Annotated in this window: 12 protein-coding genes and 2 tRNA genes; 6 read left to right on the forward strand and 8 right to left on the reverse strand. The window is 63.0% G+C overall.

Going from position 1 to position 16,542, the window contains the following annotated elements:
- Window positions 1-17: 17 nt before the first annotated feature.
- Window positions 18-1,412, forward strand: coding sequence for an MFS transporter (locus PIN31009_RS25480; RefSeq protein ID WP_174996281.1), 1,395 nt, complete (start codon window positions 18-20; stop codon window positions 1,410-1,412).
- Between the two features lie 216 nt (window positions 1,413-1,628).
- Here the strand turns inward: PIN31009_RS25480 and PIN31009_RS25485 are convergent, their stop codons facing one another.
- From PIN31009_RS25485 to exaC, 6 genes are all read right to left on the reverse strand, one after another.
- A complete protein-coding gene (locus tag PIN31009_RS25485; protein WP_150791938.1) occupies window positions 1,629-2,699 on the reverse strand; it encodes a porin in 1,071 nt (356 codons plus the stop codon).
- 405 nt (window positions 2,700-3,104) lie between these two features.
- Window positions 3,105-3,593 carry a RidA family protein gene (locus tag PIN31009_RS25490; RefSeq protein ID WP_150791939.1) on the reverse strand — a complete coding sequence of 163 codons (489 nt, stop codon included), beginning with the start codon at window positions 3,591-3,593 and terminating at the stop codon, window positions 3,105-3,107.
- A gap of 161 nt (window positions 3,594-3,754) precedes the next feature.
- Window positions 3,755-4,153 (reverse strand): c-type cytochrome, encoded by a 399-nt coding sequence (locus PIN31009_RS25495; RefSeq protein ID WP_150791940.1) that lies wholly within the window; start codon window positions 4,151-4,153, stop codon window positions 3,755-3,757.
- A gap of 73 nt (window positions 4,154-4,226) precedes the next feature.
- On the reverse strand, window positions 4,227-5,870 hold the full coding sequence (locus PIN31009_RS25500) for a flavin monoamine oxidase family protein (protein ID WP_246185855.1): 1,644 nt from the start codon (window positions 5,868-5,870) through the stop codon (window positions 4,227-4,229).
- A 708-nt stretch (window positions 5,871-6,578) separates the two neighbouring features.
- A complete protein-coding gene (gene yiaY, locus PIN31009_RS25505; RefSeq protein WP_150791941.1) occupies window positions 6,579-7,727 on the reverse strand; it encodes an L-threonine dehydrogenase in 1,149 nt (382 codons plus the stop codon).
- A 219-nt stretch (window positions 7,728-7,946) separates the two neighbouring features.
- Window positions 7,947-9,467, reverse strand: coding sequence for an acetaldehyde dehydrogenase ExaC (gene exaC / locus PIN31009_RS25510; protein ID WP_150791942.1), 1,521 nt, complete (start codon window positions 9,465-9,467; stop codon window positions 7,947-7,949).
- A gap of 273 nt (window positions 9,468-9,740) precedes the next feature.
- Here exaC and PIN31009_RS25515 point away from each other — a divergent pair, with 273 nt between their 5' ends.
- The 3 genes from PIN31009_RS25515 (at window position 9,741) to PIN31009_RS25525 (ending at window position 11,876) form a co-directional block, all read left to right on the forward strand.
- On the forward strand, window positions 9,741-11,690 hold the full coding sequence (locus tag PIN31009_RS25515; protein WP_150791943.1) for a sigma-54-dependent Fis family transcriptional regulator: 1,950 nt from the start codon (window positions 9,741-9,743) through the stop codon (window positions 11,688-11,690).
- 16 nt (window positions 11,691-11,706) lie between these two features.
- Window positions 11,707-11,782 (forward strand) — tRNA-Ala (locus PIN31009_RS25520).
- Between the two features lie 18 nt (window positions 11,783-11,800).
- A tRNA-Glu gene (locus PIN31009_RS25525) sits at window positions 11,801-11,876 on the forward strand.
- Window positions 11,877-12,021: 145 nt separating this feature from the next.
- Here PIN31009_RS25525 and PIN31009_RS25530 read toward each other — a convergent pair.
- Window positions 12,022-13,629: an alkaline phosphatase D family protein gene (locus PIN31009_RS25530; protein WP_217426841.1), complete on the reverse strand. Its 1,608-nt coding sequence runs from the start codon at window positions 13,627-13,629 to the stop codon at window positions 12,022-12,024.
- Between the two features lie 10 nt (window positions 13,630-13,639).
- On the reverse strand, window positions 13,640-14,863 hold the full coding sequence (locus PIN31009_RS25535) for a phospholipase D-like domain-containing protein (RefSeq protein WP_150791944.1): 1,224 nt from the start codon (window positions 14,861-14,863) through the stop codon (window positions 13,640-13,642).
- A gap of 371 nt (window positions 14,864-15,234) precedes the next feature.
- Here PIN31009_RS25535 and PIN31009_RS25540 point away from each other — a divergent pair, with 371 nt between their 5' ends.
- Both PIN31009_RS25540 and PIN31009_RS25545 read left to right on the forward strand, forming a co-directional pair.
- Window positions 15,235-15,645, forward strand: a complete 411-nt coding sequence (locus tag PIN31009_RS25540; RefSeq protein WP_058376287.1) for an ExbD/TolR family protein — start codon at window positions 15,235-15,237, stop codon at window positions 15,643-15,645.
- Window positions 15,645-16,457 (forward strand): TonB family protein, encoded by an 813-nt coding sequence (locus PIN31009_RS25545; protein ID WP_150791945.1) that lies wholly within the window; start codon window positions 15,645-15,647, stop codon window positions 16,455-16,457. The genes PIN31009_RS25540 and PIN31009_RS25545 overlap by 1 nt, the downstream gene beginning before the upstream one ends.
- The last annotated feature ends 85 nt before the right edge of the window (window positions 16,458-16,542 follow it).

Below are 16,542 nucleotides of genomic sequence, written 5' to 3' on the forward strand. Positions count from 1 at the left end.
CGATACTGGAGGCAGACATGACCCAATCCGCGATGGACGCCAGCCCGGCGAACGCGCCCCCGCACGATCCTGCGCCTGCCACACCCTCTTCCGCACCCGCGGTGCAGCCATCCGGCAGCGACACTCGCCGTGTTGGTTGGCGCGACTGGTACATGCTGATCGTGCTCACGGCCATCTTTGTGCTGTCGTTTGTCGACCGCTCGTCGCTTTCGCTCGTGGTTGGCCCGCTCAAACAGGAACTGGGCGTGAGCGACTTCCAGATGAGCCTGCTGCTCGGGCTCTCGTTCGTGGTGCTCTACAGCACGTTCAGTATTCCCGCCGGGTATCTGGCCGACCGGTTCAGCCGTCGCGGTATCGTCGGTTGGGCGGTGTTCGTCTGGTCGTCGATGACGGTGCTGTGCGGCTTTGCGTCGAACTACGTCCAGCTCTTTCTCGGACGCACCGGTATCGGCATCGGCGAGGGCGCGTTGCAGCCTGCCGCTTATTCGATGATTCGGGACACGTTTCCGCCGGACCGGCGCGGCCGCGCGTTTGGCATCTATCACATGGGGCCGATGCTGGGCGTTGGCTTCTCGCTGTTCGTCGGCGGCACGCTGCTCAGCCTGTCGCAGAGCGGCGACGTTGCGCACTGGCCGATTCTCGGGTCGCTGCGGCCGTGGCAATTCGTGATCGTCGTGCCGGGGCTGGTCGGCATTCCGCTCGCGTTGCTGATGCTGACGCTGCGTGAACCCAAGCGCGCCGCGAAGCAGCAGCCCAGCGATGCACCGGGCTATCGCGACGCGCTGCGCTTCGTTCGCAGCGAGTGGCGTCTTTACGTGCCGTTGTGGACGGCCGCCACGCTCTACGCGATGGCGATCTCGGGCTTCAACGCTTGGCTGCCCACCGTTATCTCGCGTGTCTGGCAATTGCCGCTGCCGAGCATCGGCCGCATGCTCGGGCCGCTGATGATGATCTCGGTGCCGGCAGGGCTGGTGCTGCTCGGTGCGGTCATGGACAGGTTATCGCGCCGCGGGCGCCGCGCTGCACCCCTCGAAGTGGCGATGGTCTCGACGTTCCTCTCCTGTCTCGCGACGCTGTTGCTCGCCTTCACGGACAACCACGCGCTCGCGGTCGTGCTGTACGTGTGTCACACGTTTTTTGCCAGCCCGATTCCGTCGTCGGCCGGCGCGACGATGGCGCAGATCACACCGGGGCGAATGATGGGCAAGCTATCGTCGCTGTTCTTCCTCGTGCAAAACCTGCTCGGCCTTGCCTTAGGGCCGACGGTCGCTGCCGCGATCTCGCATCTGTTCTTCAGCGGGCCGATGGCCATGGGGTACGCCATTATCACGACCTTCTGCGTTTGTACGGCGATCGCCGCCGTCATGTACGCGCTGGTTGCCGCGCAAGTCCGCCGCCGCAACTTCGAGTAAAGCGCCCGCCGCGGACCGCGGCCTCAAAAAGAAAACGCGCCGTCAGCCTTCGGGCGACGGCGCGTTTTTTTGCGCCCGCATTGCACAGACCTCTCGGGCATAAAAAAACCACCGCAACCATCGCGGTGGTGAAGGGCCAGAAGTCAGGGGTCAACGATCAACGGTCAATGAATCAGCGGTGAAGGTACGACGTATGAAGCCTTCCGGGAGTGCCGATCAGAACCGGTGCCGCAGGCCGACGCCTACGCCGGTCTGGTCGTGGCCATTCGGAAACTCGGCGCGCTGCGCGCCGTGACCGACGCTGTAGTCCACCGTGCCGTAGAGCGTGGTGCGGCGCGAGAAGCCGTACTCCGCCAGCAACACGTAGGTTTCCCGCGATCCGTCGCCTGCGTCTCCCGTCACACCGTTCACGTTGGTGGCACGGTCGTAGTAGACGGCGGCGGAAAGCGTCAGCGGCTTCGATACCTGATACGCCACGCCCGCGAAGAACGCGTTGTCCTTGCGCGGGTTCGGGCCGCCCGTCACGCCACGGCCCGAGAGGAAGCCGTCGACGAAGCCGGTCTTGTCGTTGCTGTTGTAGTAGCCGAGCGTGAGCGTCGCCGGACCCCATTCGTACTTGAGATCCAAGTTGTAGATCATCTGCGTGTTGGCTTGGATGTCCCGGTTCTGCAACACGTTCGCGGCAATGCCGAACGGCTTGCCCACGTACGCCACCGAGAGGACATAGCCGGAATTGCGCGCCGTGCTGCCCGGCACACCGCCGACGATGTACTCCAGACCGACTTGGATGTCCTGATATCGCTTGGTGTATTTGACCGCGTTATTGCCACCGTTCGGGCCGTTCGTGCCGAATACGACCGGCATCCACTCGTTCTGGTCGTAGTTGCCGACGGTGAGCGGGTCCCAGCCTTCGATCAGGAGCTCCCAGAGCGGGTTGTCCTGTGTGCCGATGGTGACCTTGCCGTAGTCGCCTTCGAGGCCGACGTAGGCCTTGCGGTTGAAGATCTTGCCGCTGCGCTGCGACGTGCCGTTGTTCAGGTGATAGCCGCCCTCGAGCATGAAGAGTGCCTTCATGCCCTGACCGAGATCTTCTTTTCCGTAGATGCCCCAACGGCTTTGCGAAATGGCGCCGTCGGTGAGCGCGAAGCTGCTCTTGTTGTCACTGGTAGCGCCCGACAGATAGCGAAGACTCGCATCTGCCACGCCGAACATCGTGACGCTCGATTGCGCGAATGCCGGCGAGGCGATCAGCGCCCCGGCGGCCAGAGGAAACGCCCATGTTTTCATTTAATGCCTTCCCCAATGCGCCAACCGCCCTGCAGCGGCCGGCCATGATAGCACCGCCGCGGCGTCGCCACTGTCGCCGGATCGCACAGATAATGGCAATATATTTCGTATAACTAACTAATTGTCATGTACCTGAATATGCGCCTGTTCGTCGCCTGCCTCCAAAGCGATGGCGACGTCATTTCCGGACAGTGATGATTCCAGAACCACCCGGCGCATACGGCGCCGGCGGTCTCCCATGCCGCGACAATAAATTTGTATACCTAATTATTTTAATGTATGCTTTTCGTTGTATCACCCTCCCGAATGGCAAGCGTTGCACACGCCGTTTAAGTGGTCCGGAGGCGCGACGCTCCCTGCACGGAGCGTCGCATTTTTCCGAACGTCTATACCGCTAGCGCCCGGTCACTTTGCGCCGACCGGCTTCACAGCAATCACTTCGATTTCCACCATCCAGCCCGGATCGACCAGACGTGCCGCCTGCAGCACGGAGCGCGCCGGCAGGTTCGGGCCGTTCTTGTCGAAGAACTGGTAGTAGCCGTTCATGAAGCCACCGAAGTCCATGACGTTGTTCTTCGCGGGATCGCCTACGAGAAACACCTGCATCTTGACCACGTCCTTCATGCCGAGATTCATGGTAGCGAGCAGTGCCTGAATCCGCTTGAGCACGCTCACCGTCTGCTGCTCGGTGTTGCCGTAACCGCCACCCTCGAGCTTTTCGGGCACCTGACCGCTCAGATACACGGTGGTGGCGCTGGCCGGTACCTCGACCGCAAGCGCGAGCGGCCCGGGGGTCTTCGGCAGGTGGCGCACGACTTCCTGCGCACCGGCCGCGTGGGCCCACCACATGGCAGCGCCAAGCGCCGCGACTTTCCACCATCCTTTCGCTGACATCGTCATATTGGTTCCTGAAGATTGTTGAATCGATGGCGCGCGCGTGCCCACGCGCGCCGGAATTTCCGACGCGTGACTGTCGCTTCTGCGTTCTGCTTCTGCGTTCTGCGTCTGCGTTCTGTGCACGACGTGCTGCGCCATCGCGCAGCACGTCGTGAACATCAGTTGCCCTTGGTGCCGCCTTCCGCTTCTTTCGCCGCTACGGTCTTGCGCACGGCCGCGACCTGCTCGACCGAGACCGGGGCCGCGTTGTTGCCCCATTCACCGCGAATGAAGCTCACCACCGCAGCGATCTGCACATCGTTGAGCGACGAATTGAACGTCGGCATGCCGCCGCGTCCGCCGATCACGGTCTCGACGACCTTGGAAGGATCGCCCAGCACGAACTTGTCGCCCTTGAGGGCGGGAAACGCGCCGGGAATGCCTTGCCCGCCTGCCTGATGACAAGCTGCGCAGTTGTTACCGAAGAGGGTCTTGCCCGACGGTGTCTGCGCGTGGGAAACACCGGCTACCTGACCCGCCACCAGACCGAACAACGCGATCGACCACAACTTTTTCATTGCCTCACTCCTGTCCTTTTCTTCTGACTGCCACTGACGTTGCTACTGAAACCTTAGTGCTGCTGCATCGAGCTCATGCACTCAGACGTGCATGCAACTGCTCGATCTGATACCAAGCCGATTCGATGGCGCCGGCCTGCCAGCCATTCAGATGGCTCAGGTGTTCACCGGCAAGTAACGTGCGGCCTTCGCCCTTGAGCAGACGCGGATACGCGGTGCGGCGTCCGGCTTCGCTCCAGTCGGCCCAGCCGCCGAGGTTGTACTTCACGCGGTGCCACGCCACCGAGAACGACGATTCGGCCGAGTCGCGATACTGCCCCGGGAACACTTTCTCGCCCGCTGCCAGACCGAAGTCCGTACGCTCCTTCAGCGACATCGCGCTGATCTGCGCGGCGGTTGCCCCGAAGTTGTAATACGACAGCAGCGTGCCCTTCTTGCCCTGCCAGTTGGTCGATGGCAGCGAAATCAGCGTGGCGCCCTTGATGTCCGTCTGAATGTGGCCGCCGTAGATGAAGTGATCCTCTTCCCAGAAGCGGCGCTTCATCTGCACGCCCAGTTTGCCGACCGGCTCGTAGGCGACTTGCATGGCGTCTTTGAAGTCGTCGGAGAAGTCGGTGTCGATCTGCTTGAGCACCGACAACGGGATCGTGCACAGACAGAAGTCGCCCTTGACCATGCGTGCGGCGCCGGTGCGTGTGTCCTTGCACTGCAAGACCACCCCGCCGTCCGTGTTGCGCAGGTTCACGACTTCGGTGTTGTAGCGAATCATCTTCTTCGTGCGGGCTTCGAACGCCTTGGCCACGTGGTCCATGCCGCCCACCGCTTGCAGCATCGTCTTTTGCTGTTCGATGTCGTTGGCCGAGCGGTAGATGTTGCCGAGCTTCGACTTGAGCAGATCGCCGAACTGGAGCGGATCGGTCAGCACGCCGGCCTGCACGCCGGGGTACGTCTTGTAGCCACGCGCCGACGTGCCCTTGTAGTCGAGGTCCTTCTTGTTCAGATAGCCCTCGTGCACGAGGTAGTCGAGCAGCAGCGCCTTGTCGCCTTCGCTGATCTGGTCGTTGAGCTTGCCCGCACGCAGCGTCTTGGCGAAGAGTTCATCGGTATAGCCGCGCATGTCCGCCTTGATCTCGAACTGGCGCAGGCGCTTGCCCGCGAGCGGGCCGTCGATGTTTTCCTTGTAGACGTAGGCGGCGTCGTTGTCATTGTTGAAGAGCTCGAGCGCCACGCCGAATTCGCGCGTGTAGTGCAGTGTGGACTGCTGGCAGAACGGAATGCGCCACGGGCCGTGGTTGATGTACTGGCCTTCGTCGAAATTGCAGACCTGACGCTCGCCGCCCAGTTCGGTCAACTCAAACCCTCTGCGTGCGCTCTGACAACGGCCGCCGGCAAAGCCACGTGCTTCGATGATCTCGCACTGGTAGCCGAGCTTCGAGAGCTCGTACGCGGCCGTCATGCCGGCAAGGCCGGCGCCGAGAATGACCACGCGCTTGCCGCGCCCGCTGCCCGACAGCCGCGGGGGCGACGTGCGCACCGAGGCGAGATCGACACCCCATGCTTTCATCGTGGCCAGCATGAGGCCACTGCCGCCGATGGCCAGCGTACGCATCAGGAAATCCCGGCGCCGCAATCCGCTCCCGCCTCCCTGTGCGCCTGCTCCTGCGATCGAATCCATCGAACCGAACGACTTACCCGTGGTTTGTTGCGCGTCTGACATGACTCTCCTCACTCTTGGATGATGCAACCTGTCGCGAATGCCAACGCCGTGCGCCTGATGTGCGAGGGCGCGCTACGGCCTTGCGGACGAGCGCAACCGGCAAGCGCATGCAGCGCCTCGGCGAACGAATACGGGGGATAGTGAGAAGGCTCAGGGCGAGTGGCCAGAGGACCGCATGATGTCTCCTTAAGCGCGAATTCCGGGGCGAGCCCGACGGTCTTGCGCCGTCGTAACGCCGGGTTCTTGTCTTCTCGTGAAGCGTTACCCTCAGAGCCGGCCGACTGCGCGCTCCTGGGGGCGTGCGGCCGGTCGAATATGCATCACGCCGGCACTGCACTGCGGAGCCAATCCTGCTCAGGGGAATCGGGTATGCTTGCTCGCCTGTCGTATCAGGTTTGCCAGCCACCATAACGACCATACTATATGCGTGTTATGGCTAGGTGTATTAGCGTTAGTACTTAGCGTGCGTAGTGCGCGGGGACGTGCTTCGGGATGTGCCTGGGGACGTGCGCGCATCAGCAGCACCAGCGAGATTTGCGGGGAATGACAGAGAGGGCGGGCGGTCGTGGAGAAGCCACGACGCGTTGAGTTCGATACGCGTTGAGTTCGATCTTCGCAGCGGTGGGGGCTGCGGGTGATGCCGTCCAGTGAGATCACTGAACGGCGTCGCTATCTCATGGCGCGGCATCGCCGCGCTACATCCAATCTTCAGAAAGCCTGACGGAAAATCTCCTCGATCTCCGCTTGCTCGGCACGACGCGGATTCGTAAATCCGCAAGCGTCCTGCATCGCATTCGCGGCCAGCGTCGGGATATCTTCCTGCTTCGCACCCAACTCCGTCAGACCGGCCGGGATGCCGATATCTTTCGAGAGCCGGCGAATCGCAGCAATCGCGACCTTCGCCCCTTCCGCATCGCTCAGCCCTTCGACCTTCTCGCCCATGGCTTGCGCGATATCTTTCAGGCGCGCGGCGCTGACGCTCGCGTTGAACTCTTCCACGTGCGGCAGCAGAATCGCATTACACACGCCGTGCGGCAAGTCGTAGAACCCACCCAACTGATGCGCCATCGCATGCACGTAGCCGAGCGACGCATTGTTGAACGCCATCCCCGCGAGGAACTGCGCATACGCCATGTTTTCGCGTGCCGTCATGTCGTCGCCGTGCGACACGGCACGACGTAGATTTTCCGAGATCAGCGTCACGGCCTTGAGTGCGCACGCGTCGGTAATCGGTGTTGCTGCCGTCGAGACATAGGCCTCGGTCGCGTGCGTCAGCGCATCCATGCCCGTCGCAGCTGTGAGTCCCTTGGGCATCGCCGCCATCAGTGCCGGATCGTTGACCGACAACAACGGCGTGACGTTGCGATCGACAATCGCCATCTTCACGTGACGTGTCTCGTCCGTGATGATGCAGAACCGCGTCATCTCGCTCGCGGTGCCCGCCGTGGTGTTGATCGCGATCAGCGGCAACTGCGGCTTTGCCGACCGGTCCACGCCTTCATAATCCGCAATCTTGCCGCCGTTGGACGCGCACAGCGCAATCCCCTTCGCGCAGTCGTGCGGCGAGCCGCCGCCCAGCGAGATCACGAAGTCGCAGTGATTCTGTTTGAGCAGCGCGAGACCTGCTTCCACATTGGCCACCGTGGGGTTGGGCTTGGCGCCGTCGAAGACGACCGCCTGAATGTCCTGTTGCGTGAGCAGCTTTGCCACTTTCTCGGCGACACCGGCCTTGGCGAGACCGGCATCGGTCACGATCAACGCACGGCGGAAATGGTATTGGGGCAGGGCGGCAATCGCTTCGTCGAGGCTGCCGATGCCCATCATGTTGACGGCGGGAATGAAGAAAGTCGTGCTCATGGTTTTGCTCCTTATATCTGTTCTGTGAGGGGCGCACCACGACCACGCGGCCGGCAGATTCAACACTGCCGGTCGCGTCGTCGCAGGGGGATGCGGGATCTTCTCGCAGGCATTAAAGACAGCTTCCGCCTATCGGCGGGCCGCGTCTTTGATCTGCGGCAAACAGGGACGCAATTGCAGAAAGCGTCGAAGGACTCTACAAATCGGGCTCAAAAATACTTAGAAGAAGCCGAGCGGATGGATGTCGTAGCTCACCAGCAGATTCTTGGTCTGTTGGTAGTGATCGAGCATCATCTTGTGGGTTTCTCGCCCGATCCCCGACTTCTTGTAGCCACCGAACGCGGCGTGCGCGGGATACAGGTGATAGCAGTTCGTCCACACGCGCCCGGCCTGAATCGCGCGGCCCATGCGATAGGCGCGGTTGATGTCGCGCGTCCACACGCCGGCCCCCAAACCGAACTCGGTGTCGTTGGCAATCGCCAGCGCTTCGGCTTCGTCCTTGAACGTGGTGATGCCGACCACGGGCCCGAAGATTTCTTCCTGAAACACGCGCATGCGGTTCTCGCCCTTGAGCAGCGTCGGCTGGATGTAGAACCCGGACGCGAGCGGCCCGTCGAGCATCTCGATACCGCCGCCGGTCAGCACTTGCGCACCTTCCTTGCGGGCCAGATCCAGATACGTCAGGATCTTGTCGAACTGCTGCTCCGACGCCTGCGCACCGACGGCCGTGTCGGTATCGAGCGGATCGCCGCGTTTGATGCGGGCAACCTTGGCCATCACCACTTCCATGAACGGCTCATAGATCGATTCCTGCACCAGCGCGCGCGACGGGCAGGTGCACACCTCGCCCTGATTCAGGAAGCCCAGCACCAGCCCTTCGGCGGCCTTCTCGATGAACTCCGGCTCGCCGCGCATGATGTCGTCGAAGAAGATGTTCGGCGACTTGCCGCCCAGCTCGACCGTGCTCGGAATCAAATTGGCCGCCGCGCGCGACAGAATGTGCCCGCCGACCGGCGTCGATCCGGTAAACGCAATCTTGGCAATGCGGCGGCTCGACGCCAGCGCTTCACCCGCTTCGCGCCCGAAACCCTGCACGATGTTGAGCACGCCCGGCGGCAGCAGGTCGCCGATCAACTCGGCGAACAGCGTGATCGTGAGCGGCGTTTGTTCGGCGGGTTTGAGCACCACGCAATTGCCCGCCGCGAGGGCGGGGGCGAGCTTCCACGCGGCCATGAGCAGCGGGAAATTCCACGGAATGATCTGACCGACGACGCCCAACGGCTCATGAAAGTGATAAGCGGCCGTGTGTTCGTCGATCTCGGCGCTCGTGCCTTCCTGCGCCCGAATGCAACCGGCGAAATACCGGAAATGATCGACGGCCAGCGGCATGTCGGCGGCGAGCGTTTCGCGCACGGGTTTGCCGTTGTCCCACGTCTCGGCGACGGCGAATTTCTCCAGATTGGCTTCGAGCCGGTCGGCAATTTGCAGCAGAATGCGCGAGCGCGCCTGCACCGATGTTTTGCCCCATTTCGCCGCGGCGGCGTGGGCCGCGTCGAGCGCCAGTTCGATGTCGGCGCCACTGGAGCGCGGAAACTCACCGATGACACCGCCTGTCACCGGCGACGTGTTGGTGAAGTACTGTCCTTCGACGGGCGGGACGAACTTGCCGCCGATGTAGTTTTCGTAACGCGGCTGCAAGGTCAGCAGGGCACCGGGGGTGCCGGGCGGGGCATAACGCATGTTGTGTCTCCGGATATTGTCGTGCCGGTGGCGTCGAGGCCACGCACGTCCGTAAGCAAGTCGCGGGCCAGCCCGGCAGATCGTTGTCTGACGGGCATGGTGCGAGTGAGCCGCACTCGCCGGTGCGCCGAATCCGTGACACGGGTGTCACCCCCTGTCTCGCGGGCGGGACACCGGGTGCGCGCATGGCTGACATACCTCATTGCAATCACCTGCGGCTTGCGACATGCTTCGGGGACGGCTTCAAGGTCATCCGGCACGGGGAGACAACCAATGCCAGCGAATACAGAATCAGCACACGCGCGCCGTGTGCTGAATGTCGTACAAGGTCACTTGCCTGCCGTCGCGGCTGCGACGGACCCGAGCATCGCCAGCTCCTGGCGCCGCTGTCTCGACATGCACGATCTCGACCCGGGCGCGCGCATGGCGCCGCATGTCATCGGATCGTCACAACTGACCGAGCGGCGCAACGCGATGGAACAACTGCGCCATGTATCGGCGCACGTGCTGGACCGGTTGCAGCGCCAGTTGATGAATCCGCGTCAGGCGGTGTTGCTCACCGACCCCGACGGTGTCATCGTCGACTGCCAGTTGCACGACGGTACGCGCGACGACTTCCTGCGTGCCGGCCTGCGTCCCGGTGCCGACTGGAGCGAATCGTGCGAGGGCACTAACGGTATCGGCACGTGCGTGGTCGAACGGGCCCCCGTGATCATCTGCCAGCAGGATCACTTTCGCGCGCTGCATACGCCGCTCACCTGTACGGCCAGTCCGGTGTTCGCACCGCACGGCGAATTGCTCGCCGTGATCGATGTGTCGTCGACCAGTGCCGATCTCACGCGTCAAAGCCAGTTCCACACGCTCGCGCTCGTCAATCTCAGCGCGAAGGTGGTCGAGAGCGAATACTTCTTTTTGCATTACCGCGACGAATGGCTGCTGCAATTGCAGGAGCAAGCCGACCATCTGGGCGGTTTCGCGCAGGCGTTGCTGGCCTTTGACGACAGCGGCCGGGTGCTCGCCGCGAATCAGAGTGCCTTGAATCGTCTGGGCGTCACGCGCGGCGACATCGTCGGCACGCGAATCGATCAGTGGTTTGCGCAATCGCTCGATGCGCTGATGGCGCGTGCTCACCCGCAACCGCAGACTTGCTGGCCGGTTCGCACGCAGGCCGGTGAGGCACTGCTGGCGATGCTGCGGGCGCCCGAACGGGCCGCGCGGCCAACGCCACGCATTCCCGCGCAATCCGTACCTCGTCAGGACACCCCCGTTGCCCCCTTCACCGATGCCCATCTGGCACGAGAATTCTCGCGCGCCTGCCGTGTTTTCGCCCACGACGTGCCGGTGCTGATTCGCGGCGAAACCGGCAGCGGCAAAGAAGTCTTCGCCCGCGCCGTGCATGCCGCCAGCGCGCGCGCGAACGGCCCATTTGTCGCGCTGAACTGTGCGGCCATTCCCGAAGCGCTGATCGAGAGCGAATTGTTCGGCTACGTGGGCGGCAGCTTCACGGGCGCGCGCAAAGAAGGCATGAGCGGCAAGCTCTGGCAGGCGAATGGCGGCACGCTGTTCCTCGACGAAATCGGCGACATGCCGTTCGCCATGCAGACGCGGCTGTTGCGCGTGCTGGAAGAGCGCGAGGTGTTGCCGTTAGGTGGCGGAGAACCGGTGGCGCTCGATATTCGCGTGCTCAGTGCGACGCATCAGGATCTGGAGGCGCGCATCACCGAGCGGCAATTCCGCGAAGACCTGTTCTATCGGCTCAGTGGGCTGGCCGTCGTGGTGCCGCCGTTGCGGGAGCGCGACGACAAACTCGACCTGATCCAGCGGCTGCTGAGACAGGCACAGACAGACAGCCGCGTGGTCGTGACCGACGCCGCACGCGAAGCGCTCTGTGCCTTCGATTGGCCCGGCAACGTGCGGCAGATGCGCAGCGTGATCCGCACGCTGGTGGCACTGAGCGACGACGGTGTCATCACGCCGGAGGACCTGCCTGACGAAGTACGTCAGGCGCGGGCCGTCGCTAGCGACGCGCCCCGCGAAGCACCGCTCGAAGCGGCTGAGCGGCAAGCGTTGCGCGAGACCCTTGATGCCTGTCAGGGGCAGGTGAGCGCGGCGGCGCGCAAGCTCGGCGTGAGCCGCAACACGCTGTACCGGAAATTGAAGCGCTTCGGCTTATTGCGCGAACCGGCCAAAACCAGTTGCCCGACGCCGTCAAACACGCTATAGTCACGCCTCTTCGCGCGGGGGTATAGCTCAGCTGGGAGAGCGCTTGCATGGCATGCAAGAGGTCAGCGGTTCGATCCCGCTTACCTCCACCAAACGAATGACTGTTTTTTGTCCCCTTCGTCTAGAGGCCTAGGACATCACCCTTTCACGGTGAGTACAGGGGTTCGAATCCCCTAGGGGACGCCATCTAACGGCGTCGATGTGGCAGCAACACATCGATACCGCGTCGGCGTCAGATGCGACGAATCGCATGAACAAAGGCCGGATGTCTTCAACGACATCCGGCCTTTTGCGTTAACACGCCAATGCGCCGACAAGGGCAGCTGTCACGTCAAACCACCTTCGCGCCGGGTACGCCCGACTCCACCACAAACTGCTTCAACGTCGAGACCGTCGCCTGCTTGTCGGCCCGGTCCGAGATCACCTGAAAGCGCGTCTGCATCTGCTGCGGCGTCAGATCGACGGACACATAGCCGCGATGCCGGCTCTCGAAGTACTTCACGTGCGGATTCTCCGGCAGCACCGCCGCAAATGCCTCGTACGGCGGCGGATTCGCCGTGATCGATGTGCCGACGAACTCCGTCGCGATCACCGGCGAATCGGGGCGCTCGTTCGCATGCACGTCGTTCGTCCAGTACGAATGAATATCGCCGCCGATGAGCACCGGGTTGTTCGGGCGCGACTGCGTCATCGCCTGCAACATGCGCTCGCGTGTCGTCGGATAACCGTCCCAGCCGTCCGTCCAGTGACCGACGACACCGGTCTTGCGATCCTTCTGCGTGAGGGGGACGAACAGCAGGTCCTGTGCGATCACATTCCACTGCGCACGCGACTGCCGGAATCCGTCGGCCAGCCATGCCTCCTGTTCGAAGCCGAGCATCGTGCGACGCGCTTCGGTGCGCTCGGTACAACTATCGGGCGCGACATGGCCACCGCGATTGTCGGGCAGTGCGCAGGGTTGCGGCGTACGGTACTGCCGTCCATCGAGCACGTGGAAGTCGACGAGCGCGCCGTACCCGATGCGGTCGTACACGCGCATGTCCGGCCCGCGCGGCATCGACATCGCACGCAGCGGCATGTGCTCGTAATACGCCTGATAGGCGGCTGCACGGCGCTTCAGAAAGTCCGTGGCCGAGACGTCGACCTTCTGCGACCACGCGTTGGCGTAGTCGTTCTCGACTTCGTGGTCGTCCCACGTCATCAGACTCGGCGCCGCGGCATGCAGCATTTGCAGATCGGGATCGGTACGGTACAACGCATAGCGATTGCGGTAACCGGTCAGATCCTTCGCATCCGGGCCGTCGTGTGCGCGCACGATCGGCTTGGCATCCTTCTTCGTCTGATCGTTCGAATAGTCGTAGATGTAATCGCCGAGGAAGATGACGAGATCGGGGTTCTCCTGCGCCATGTGACGATAGGCGCTGAAATACCCCATCTCCCAGTGCGAGCACGACGCGAACGAAAAGCGAAGACGATCCACCGGCGCGTTGGCGAGCGGTGCCGTGACGGCGCGTCCCACCGGGCTTTGCGCACCGAGTGCCGTAAAGCGATACCAGTACGGTCGATGCGGCGCGAGGCCGCTCACCTCGACGTGCACACTGTAGGCGAACACCGCCGGGGCGTAGGCGACACCGCGACGCACCACGTCGCGCATGGCCTCGTCGCCGGCGATCTCCCACTGCACGGGCACCTGCGCCGGCATGCCGGCCATGCCGCCCTGACCATCGGGTGAAATCGGCGAGGGGGCGAGACGTGTCCACAGCACGAAGCCGTCGGACACTGGGTCGCCCGAGGCGACGCCCAGCGTGAACGGATCACCGGCATTCGCTGCCAGCGCCCTCGAGAACGGACCGAGCAGCGGAACAGCGGCGAGTGCGCCGACGCCCTTGAGCAGCGTGCGGCGGGTGCGATCGGGTGAAGTGATATCTGTCGGCATCATGAAACGTCGCTCACGGCGTGCCCGGATGCGGCACAGGATAATCGCGCGACACGTCGATGGGGGCCGTATGCGGCGAATCCCACCACGTGCGCTGCAATCGAGCGATACGCTGCGCCATCTTCGCGTCGCGCATGACCACTTCGAGATTGCGCGAGTTGTCGAAGTACCCGCCGGTCCAGTTGCTCGTGCCGACCCAAGCCAGCTCGCCGTCGATGACCATCGTCTTGCTATGCACCACGCGCGCATACGGAATGAAACCGCTGGCGGCCGGCGGCACCGTCACGACACGCAGCTCGACGTTGGGCACCAGTGCGAGACTCTTCAGATACGCAACGTCGGGGCGCTTCAGATTCCAGTTCGAGATCAGCATCTGCACCTTCACGCCGCGTGCGGCGGCGGTGCGCAACGCCGTGTCGATCACGCCGTAGTACGGGCGCTTGCCCTTTTCACCGAACGAGAGCGGTGCGTAGTCCATCAACTGAATCTGCACGGTCTGCTTCGCTTGCCCGATGAGGGCGGGCAGGGCCGTCTGCGAATCGCCGACACCCGGCGGGTTATACGCATTCGGGCTGGCGACGAGGAACGACGACTGCGCGAGATCGGCGGGCACGACATTGCGATTGCGCACGGTTGGCTGTCCGCCGCTCGCCAGTGCAGCTTGCGCTTCCCAGTCCTGCTCGAAGATGCCCTGCATCTGCGCGACGATCTTCGCATCGCTTACGCGCACGCCGGTCTCGTCGATGTGTTCAAGCGCGCGCCAGTCGAAGTTCTGGCTGCCGACGAAGCCCTCGCGACGATCGACGATGAAGTACTTCGCGTGAATGATGCCGCCGCCCACCTTCGAGAAATCCAGCATGCGGAACTCGAGATTGGGAATCTGTTTGACGCGCGCGAGCGTCGCCGCGTCCGACATGCGCTCGCCCTTGGCTTCCATCAGAAAACGAATCTTCACGCCGCGCCGACCCGCAGCTTCGAGATGATCGAGCACCGTGTCCATGCGGCTGCCGCGCTCGCCTGAGACATAGAACTGACCGAAGTCGATCGACGTCTTGGCGTGATCGAACATGTCGGTCCAGACGGTGACGGAATCGCGCAGATCGTCGCTGTCGGCACCGGCGCCGACAGGCGCGGTGTGCACGAGTTCAAAGCCGGGAATCTTGAAGGGGGCGGGCGCAGCGCATAGCGGAGCGATGCTGATCAGCGCTAGCGTGAGCGCGGCAAACGTGTGACGCATGACTTCCTCGAATGACGTGTCGTGTTCGTGTGTGGCGCAAAACTTTCGCACGGAAATCTTTGTGACAGTTTCGAGATGGCTTCGTATACCTAACATATGCAGTGATATATGTGGCCGCGTCGACTGTCTGCGTCGCATCGCAAAAACGCCTTGTTTCAAGGGGTTTTTCGCTAACGAAGCGCATTGAACTCCTGTGGTTTACACGGCAGGATATTCGCCGATTGTTAAACTTTATTACACATAGGAAATATATTTTGCGGTTACGGGGTAAACGCAACGTCTGACGGAATTCGCATCGCATTTGTGCCGATTCGTCATGGAAATTTCATCGACGTCCAAAATAATCCGGGTTCTTTTTTACGGACGTCGCCATGATTCACTTCGAAGATCCCCCCAAACGGCACGCGCGCATCGAGATCATTCCGATGATCGACGTGATGATGTTCCTGCTCGTGTTCTTCGTGTTGCTCAGCATCAACGTGATCCCGTCGCGCGGCCTGTCGACCACGTTGCCGCAGTCGTCGAGCGCAGCGCAGGTCAACCCTGAGAAGCCCGTTGTCGTGACCATCACGCGTGACGGCGCATTGCAGGTCGACGGTGCCGACACCACGCTCGAAGCGCTCGGCGCACGCGTGAAGGAGAAGGCCGGCGACGTCGAGAAGGCGCAGGTCACGCTCAAGACCGATGAAGGCACGTTGATGCAGCGTGTGATCGACGTCATGGATGCGTTGAAGGCCGCGTCGGTGAGCAAAATCTCGATCGCCACGCGGGCCAAATCGTAATGACTGCGATGAACGCCACCCCCGCTTTCTGGATGCCCACGCCGATCTATCGCCGCCGCGACTGGGTGGCGGGCGGGTTGACGCTGGTGCTCGCCCTCGCGGCTACGGTCGGCCCGGGCCTGCGCGCCTTGACGCCGCCACCGGGCGAGAAGCAGGCGGAAGTGCTCACCGAGATCGATCTCGCGCCGCCGCCGCCCGAGCCGCAACCACAGCCGAAGGCAGAGCCGCTGCCGCAACCGAAGCCGGAACCTAAGCCGGAACCGAAACCTCAGCCGAAGCCCGAGCCCAAGCCGGAACCGAAGCCACAACCCCAGCCGCAACCGCGTCCTCAGCCCACGCCGCAGCCCACACCGACGCCAACGCCGACACCACAACCGGTCGCCGACAGCGCACCGGCGACGTCGAACGCGACGCCGACAGCGAACACCGCGACCAACAGCGCGCCGTCGACACCGGCCGCCGAATCGAAGCCTGTGCAGAAGGCCGCCGCCCCGAGCAAGGGCGATCCCGACCGCGAGTACGAGCGTTCGCTGCGCGCGTTGGTGGAGTCGCGAAAGAAGTATCCGACGAGCCGTCAGGCCATGACCGAGAAGCCCACGGGGACGGTCGAGTTGTGCGTGATGCTCGATCGCAGCGGCAAGGTGAAAGACGTGAACCTGACCAACGGTTCGGGCTCGCTGCTGCTCGACAACACGGCCACGCGACTCGTCGAAGGCACCACGTACCCGGCATTTCAAGACACCCATTTCGCAGGGCAGGCGCAGCACAAGTTCTGCATGAAGCTCGATTACCAGCTCCCGAGCAATAGCTGAGGAGCGACCCAGGCAACACAGAAGTCCCGTTGCACTCACGCTGACCACGCGGCCTTGTGCCACGTGAAAAAAAACGCGGCGGCGC

The organism is Pandoraea iniqua (assembly GCF_902459685.1).
In the GTDB taxonomy this organism is placed as follows: domain Bacteria; phylum Pseudomonadota; class Gammaproteobacteria; order Burkholderiales; family Burkholderiaceae; genus Pandoraea; species Pandoraea iniqua.

Bases quoted from the DNA above. Each gene is read 5' to 3' on its own strand.
- PIN31009_RS25480 (WP_174996281.1), top strand. From the start codon at position 18: ATGACCCAATCCGCGATGGACGCCAGCCCGGCGAACGCGCCCCCGCAC.
- PIN31009_RS25485 (WP_150791938.1), bottom strand. From the start codon at position 2,699: ATGAAAACATGGGCGTTTCCTCTGGCCGCCGGGGCGCTGATCGCCTCG.
- PIN31009_RS25490 (WP_150791939.1), bottom strand. From the start codon at position 3,593: ATGTCAGCGAAAGGATGGTGGAAAGTCGCGGCGCTTGGCGCTGCCATG.
- PIN31009_RS25495 (WP_150791940.1), bottom strand. From the start codon at position 4,153: ATGAAAAAGTTGTGGTCGATCGCGTTGTTCGGTCTGGTGGCGGGTCAG.
- PIN31009_RS25500 (WP_246185855.1), bottom strand. From the start codon at position 5,870: ATGTCAGACGCGCAACAAACCACGGGTAAGTCGTTCGGTTCGATGGAT.
- yiaY (WP_150791941.1), bottom strand. From the start codon at position 7,727: ATGAGCACGACTTTCTTCATTCCCGCCGTCAACATGATGGGCATCGGC.
- exaC (WP_150791942.1), bottom strand. From the start codon at position 9,467: ATGCGTTATGCCCCGCCCGGCACCCCCGGTGCCCTGCTGACCTTGCAG.
- PIN31009_RS25515 (WP_150791943.1), top strand. From the start codon at position 9,741: ATGCCAGCGAATACAGAATCAGCACACGCGCGCCGTGTGCTGAATGTC.
- PIN31009_RS25530 (WP_217426841.1), bottom strand. From the start codon at position 13,629: ATGATGCCGACAGATATCACTTCACCCGATCGCACCCGCCGCACGCTG.
- PIN31009_RS25535 (WP_150791944.1), bottom strand. From the start codon at position 14,863: ATGCGTCACACGTTTGCCGCGCTCACGCTAGCGCTGATCAGCATCGCT.
- PIN31009_RS25540 (WP_058376287.1), top strand. From the start codon at position 15,235: ATGATTCACTTCGAAGATCCCCCCAAACGGCACGCGCGCATCGAGATC.
- PIN31009_RS25545 (WP_150791945.1), top strand. From the start codon at position 15,645: ATGACTGCGATGAACGCCACCCCCGCTTTCTGGATGCCCACGCCGATC.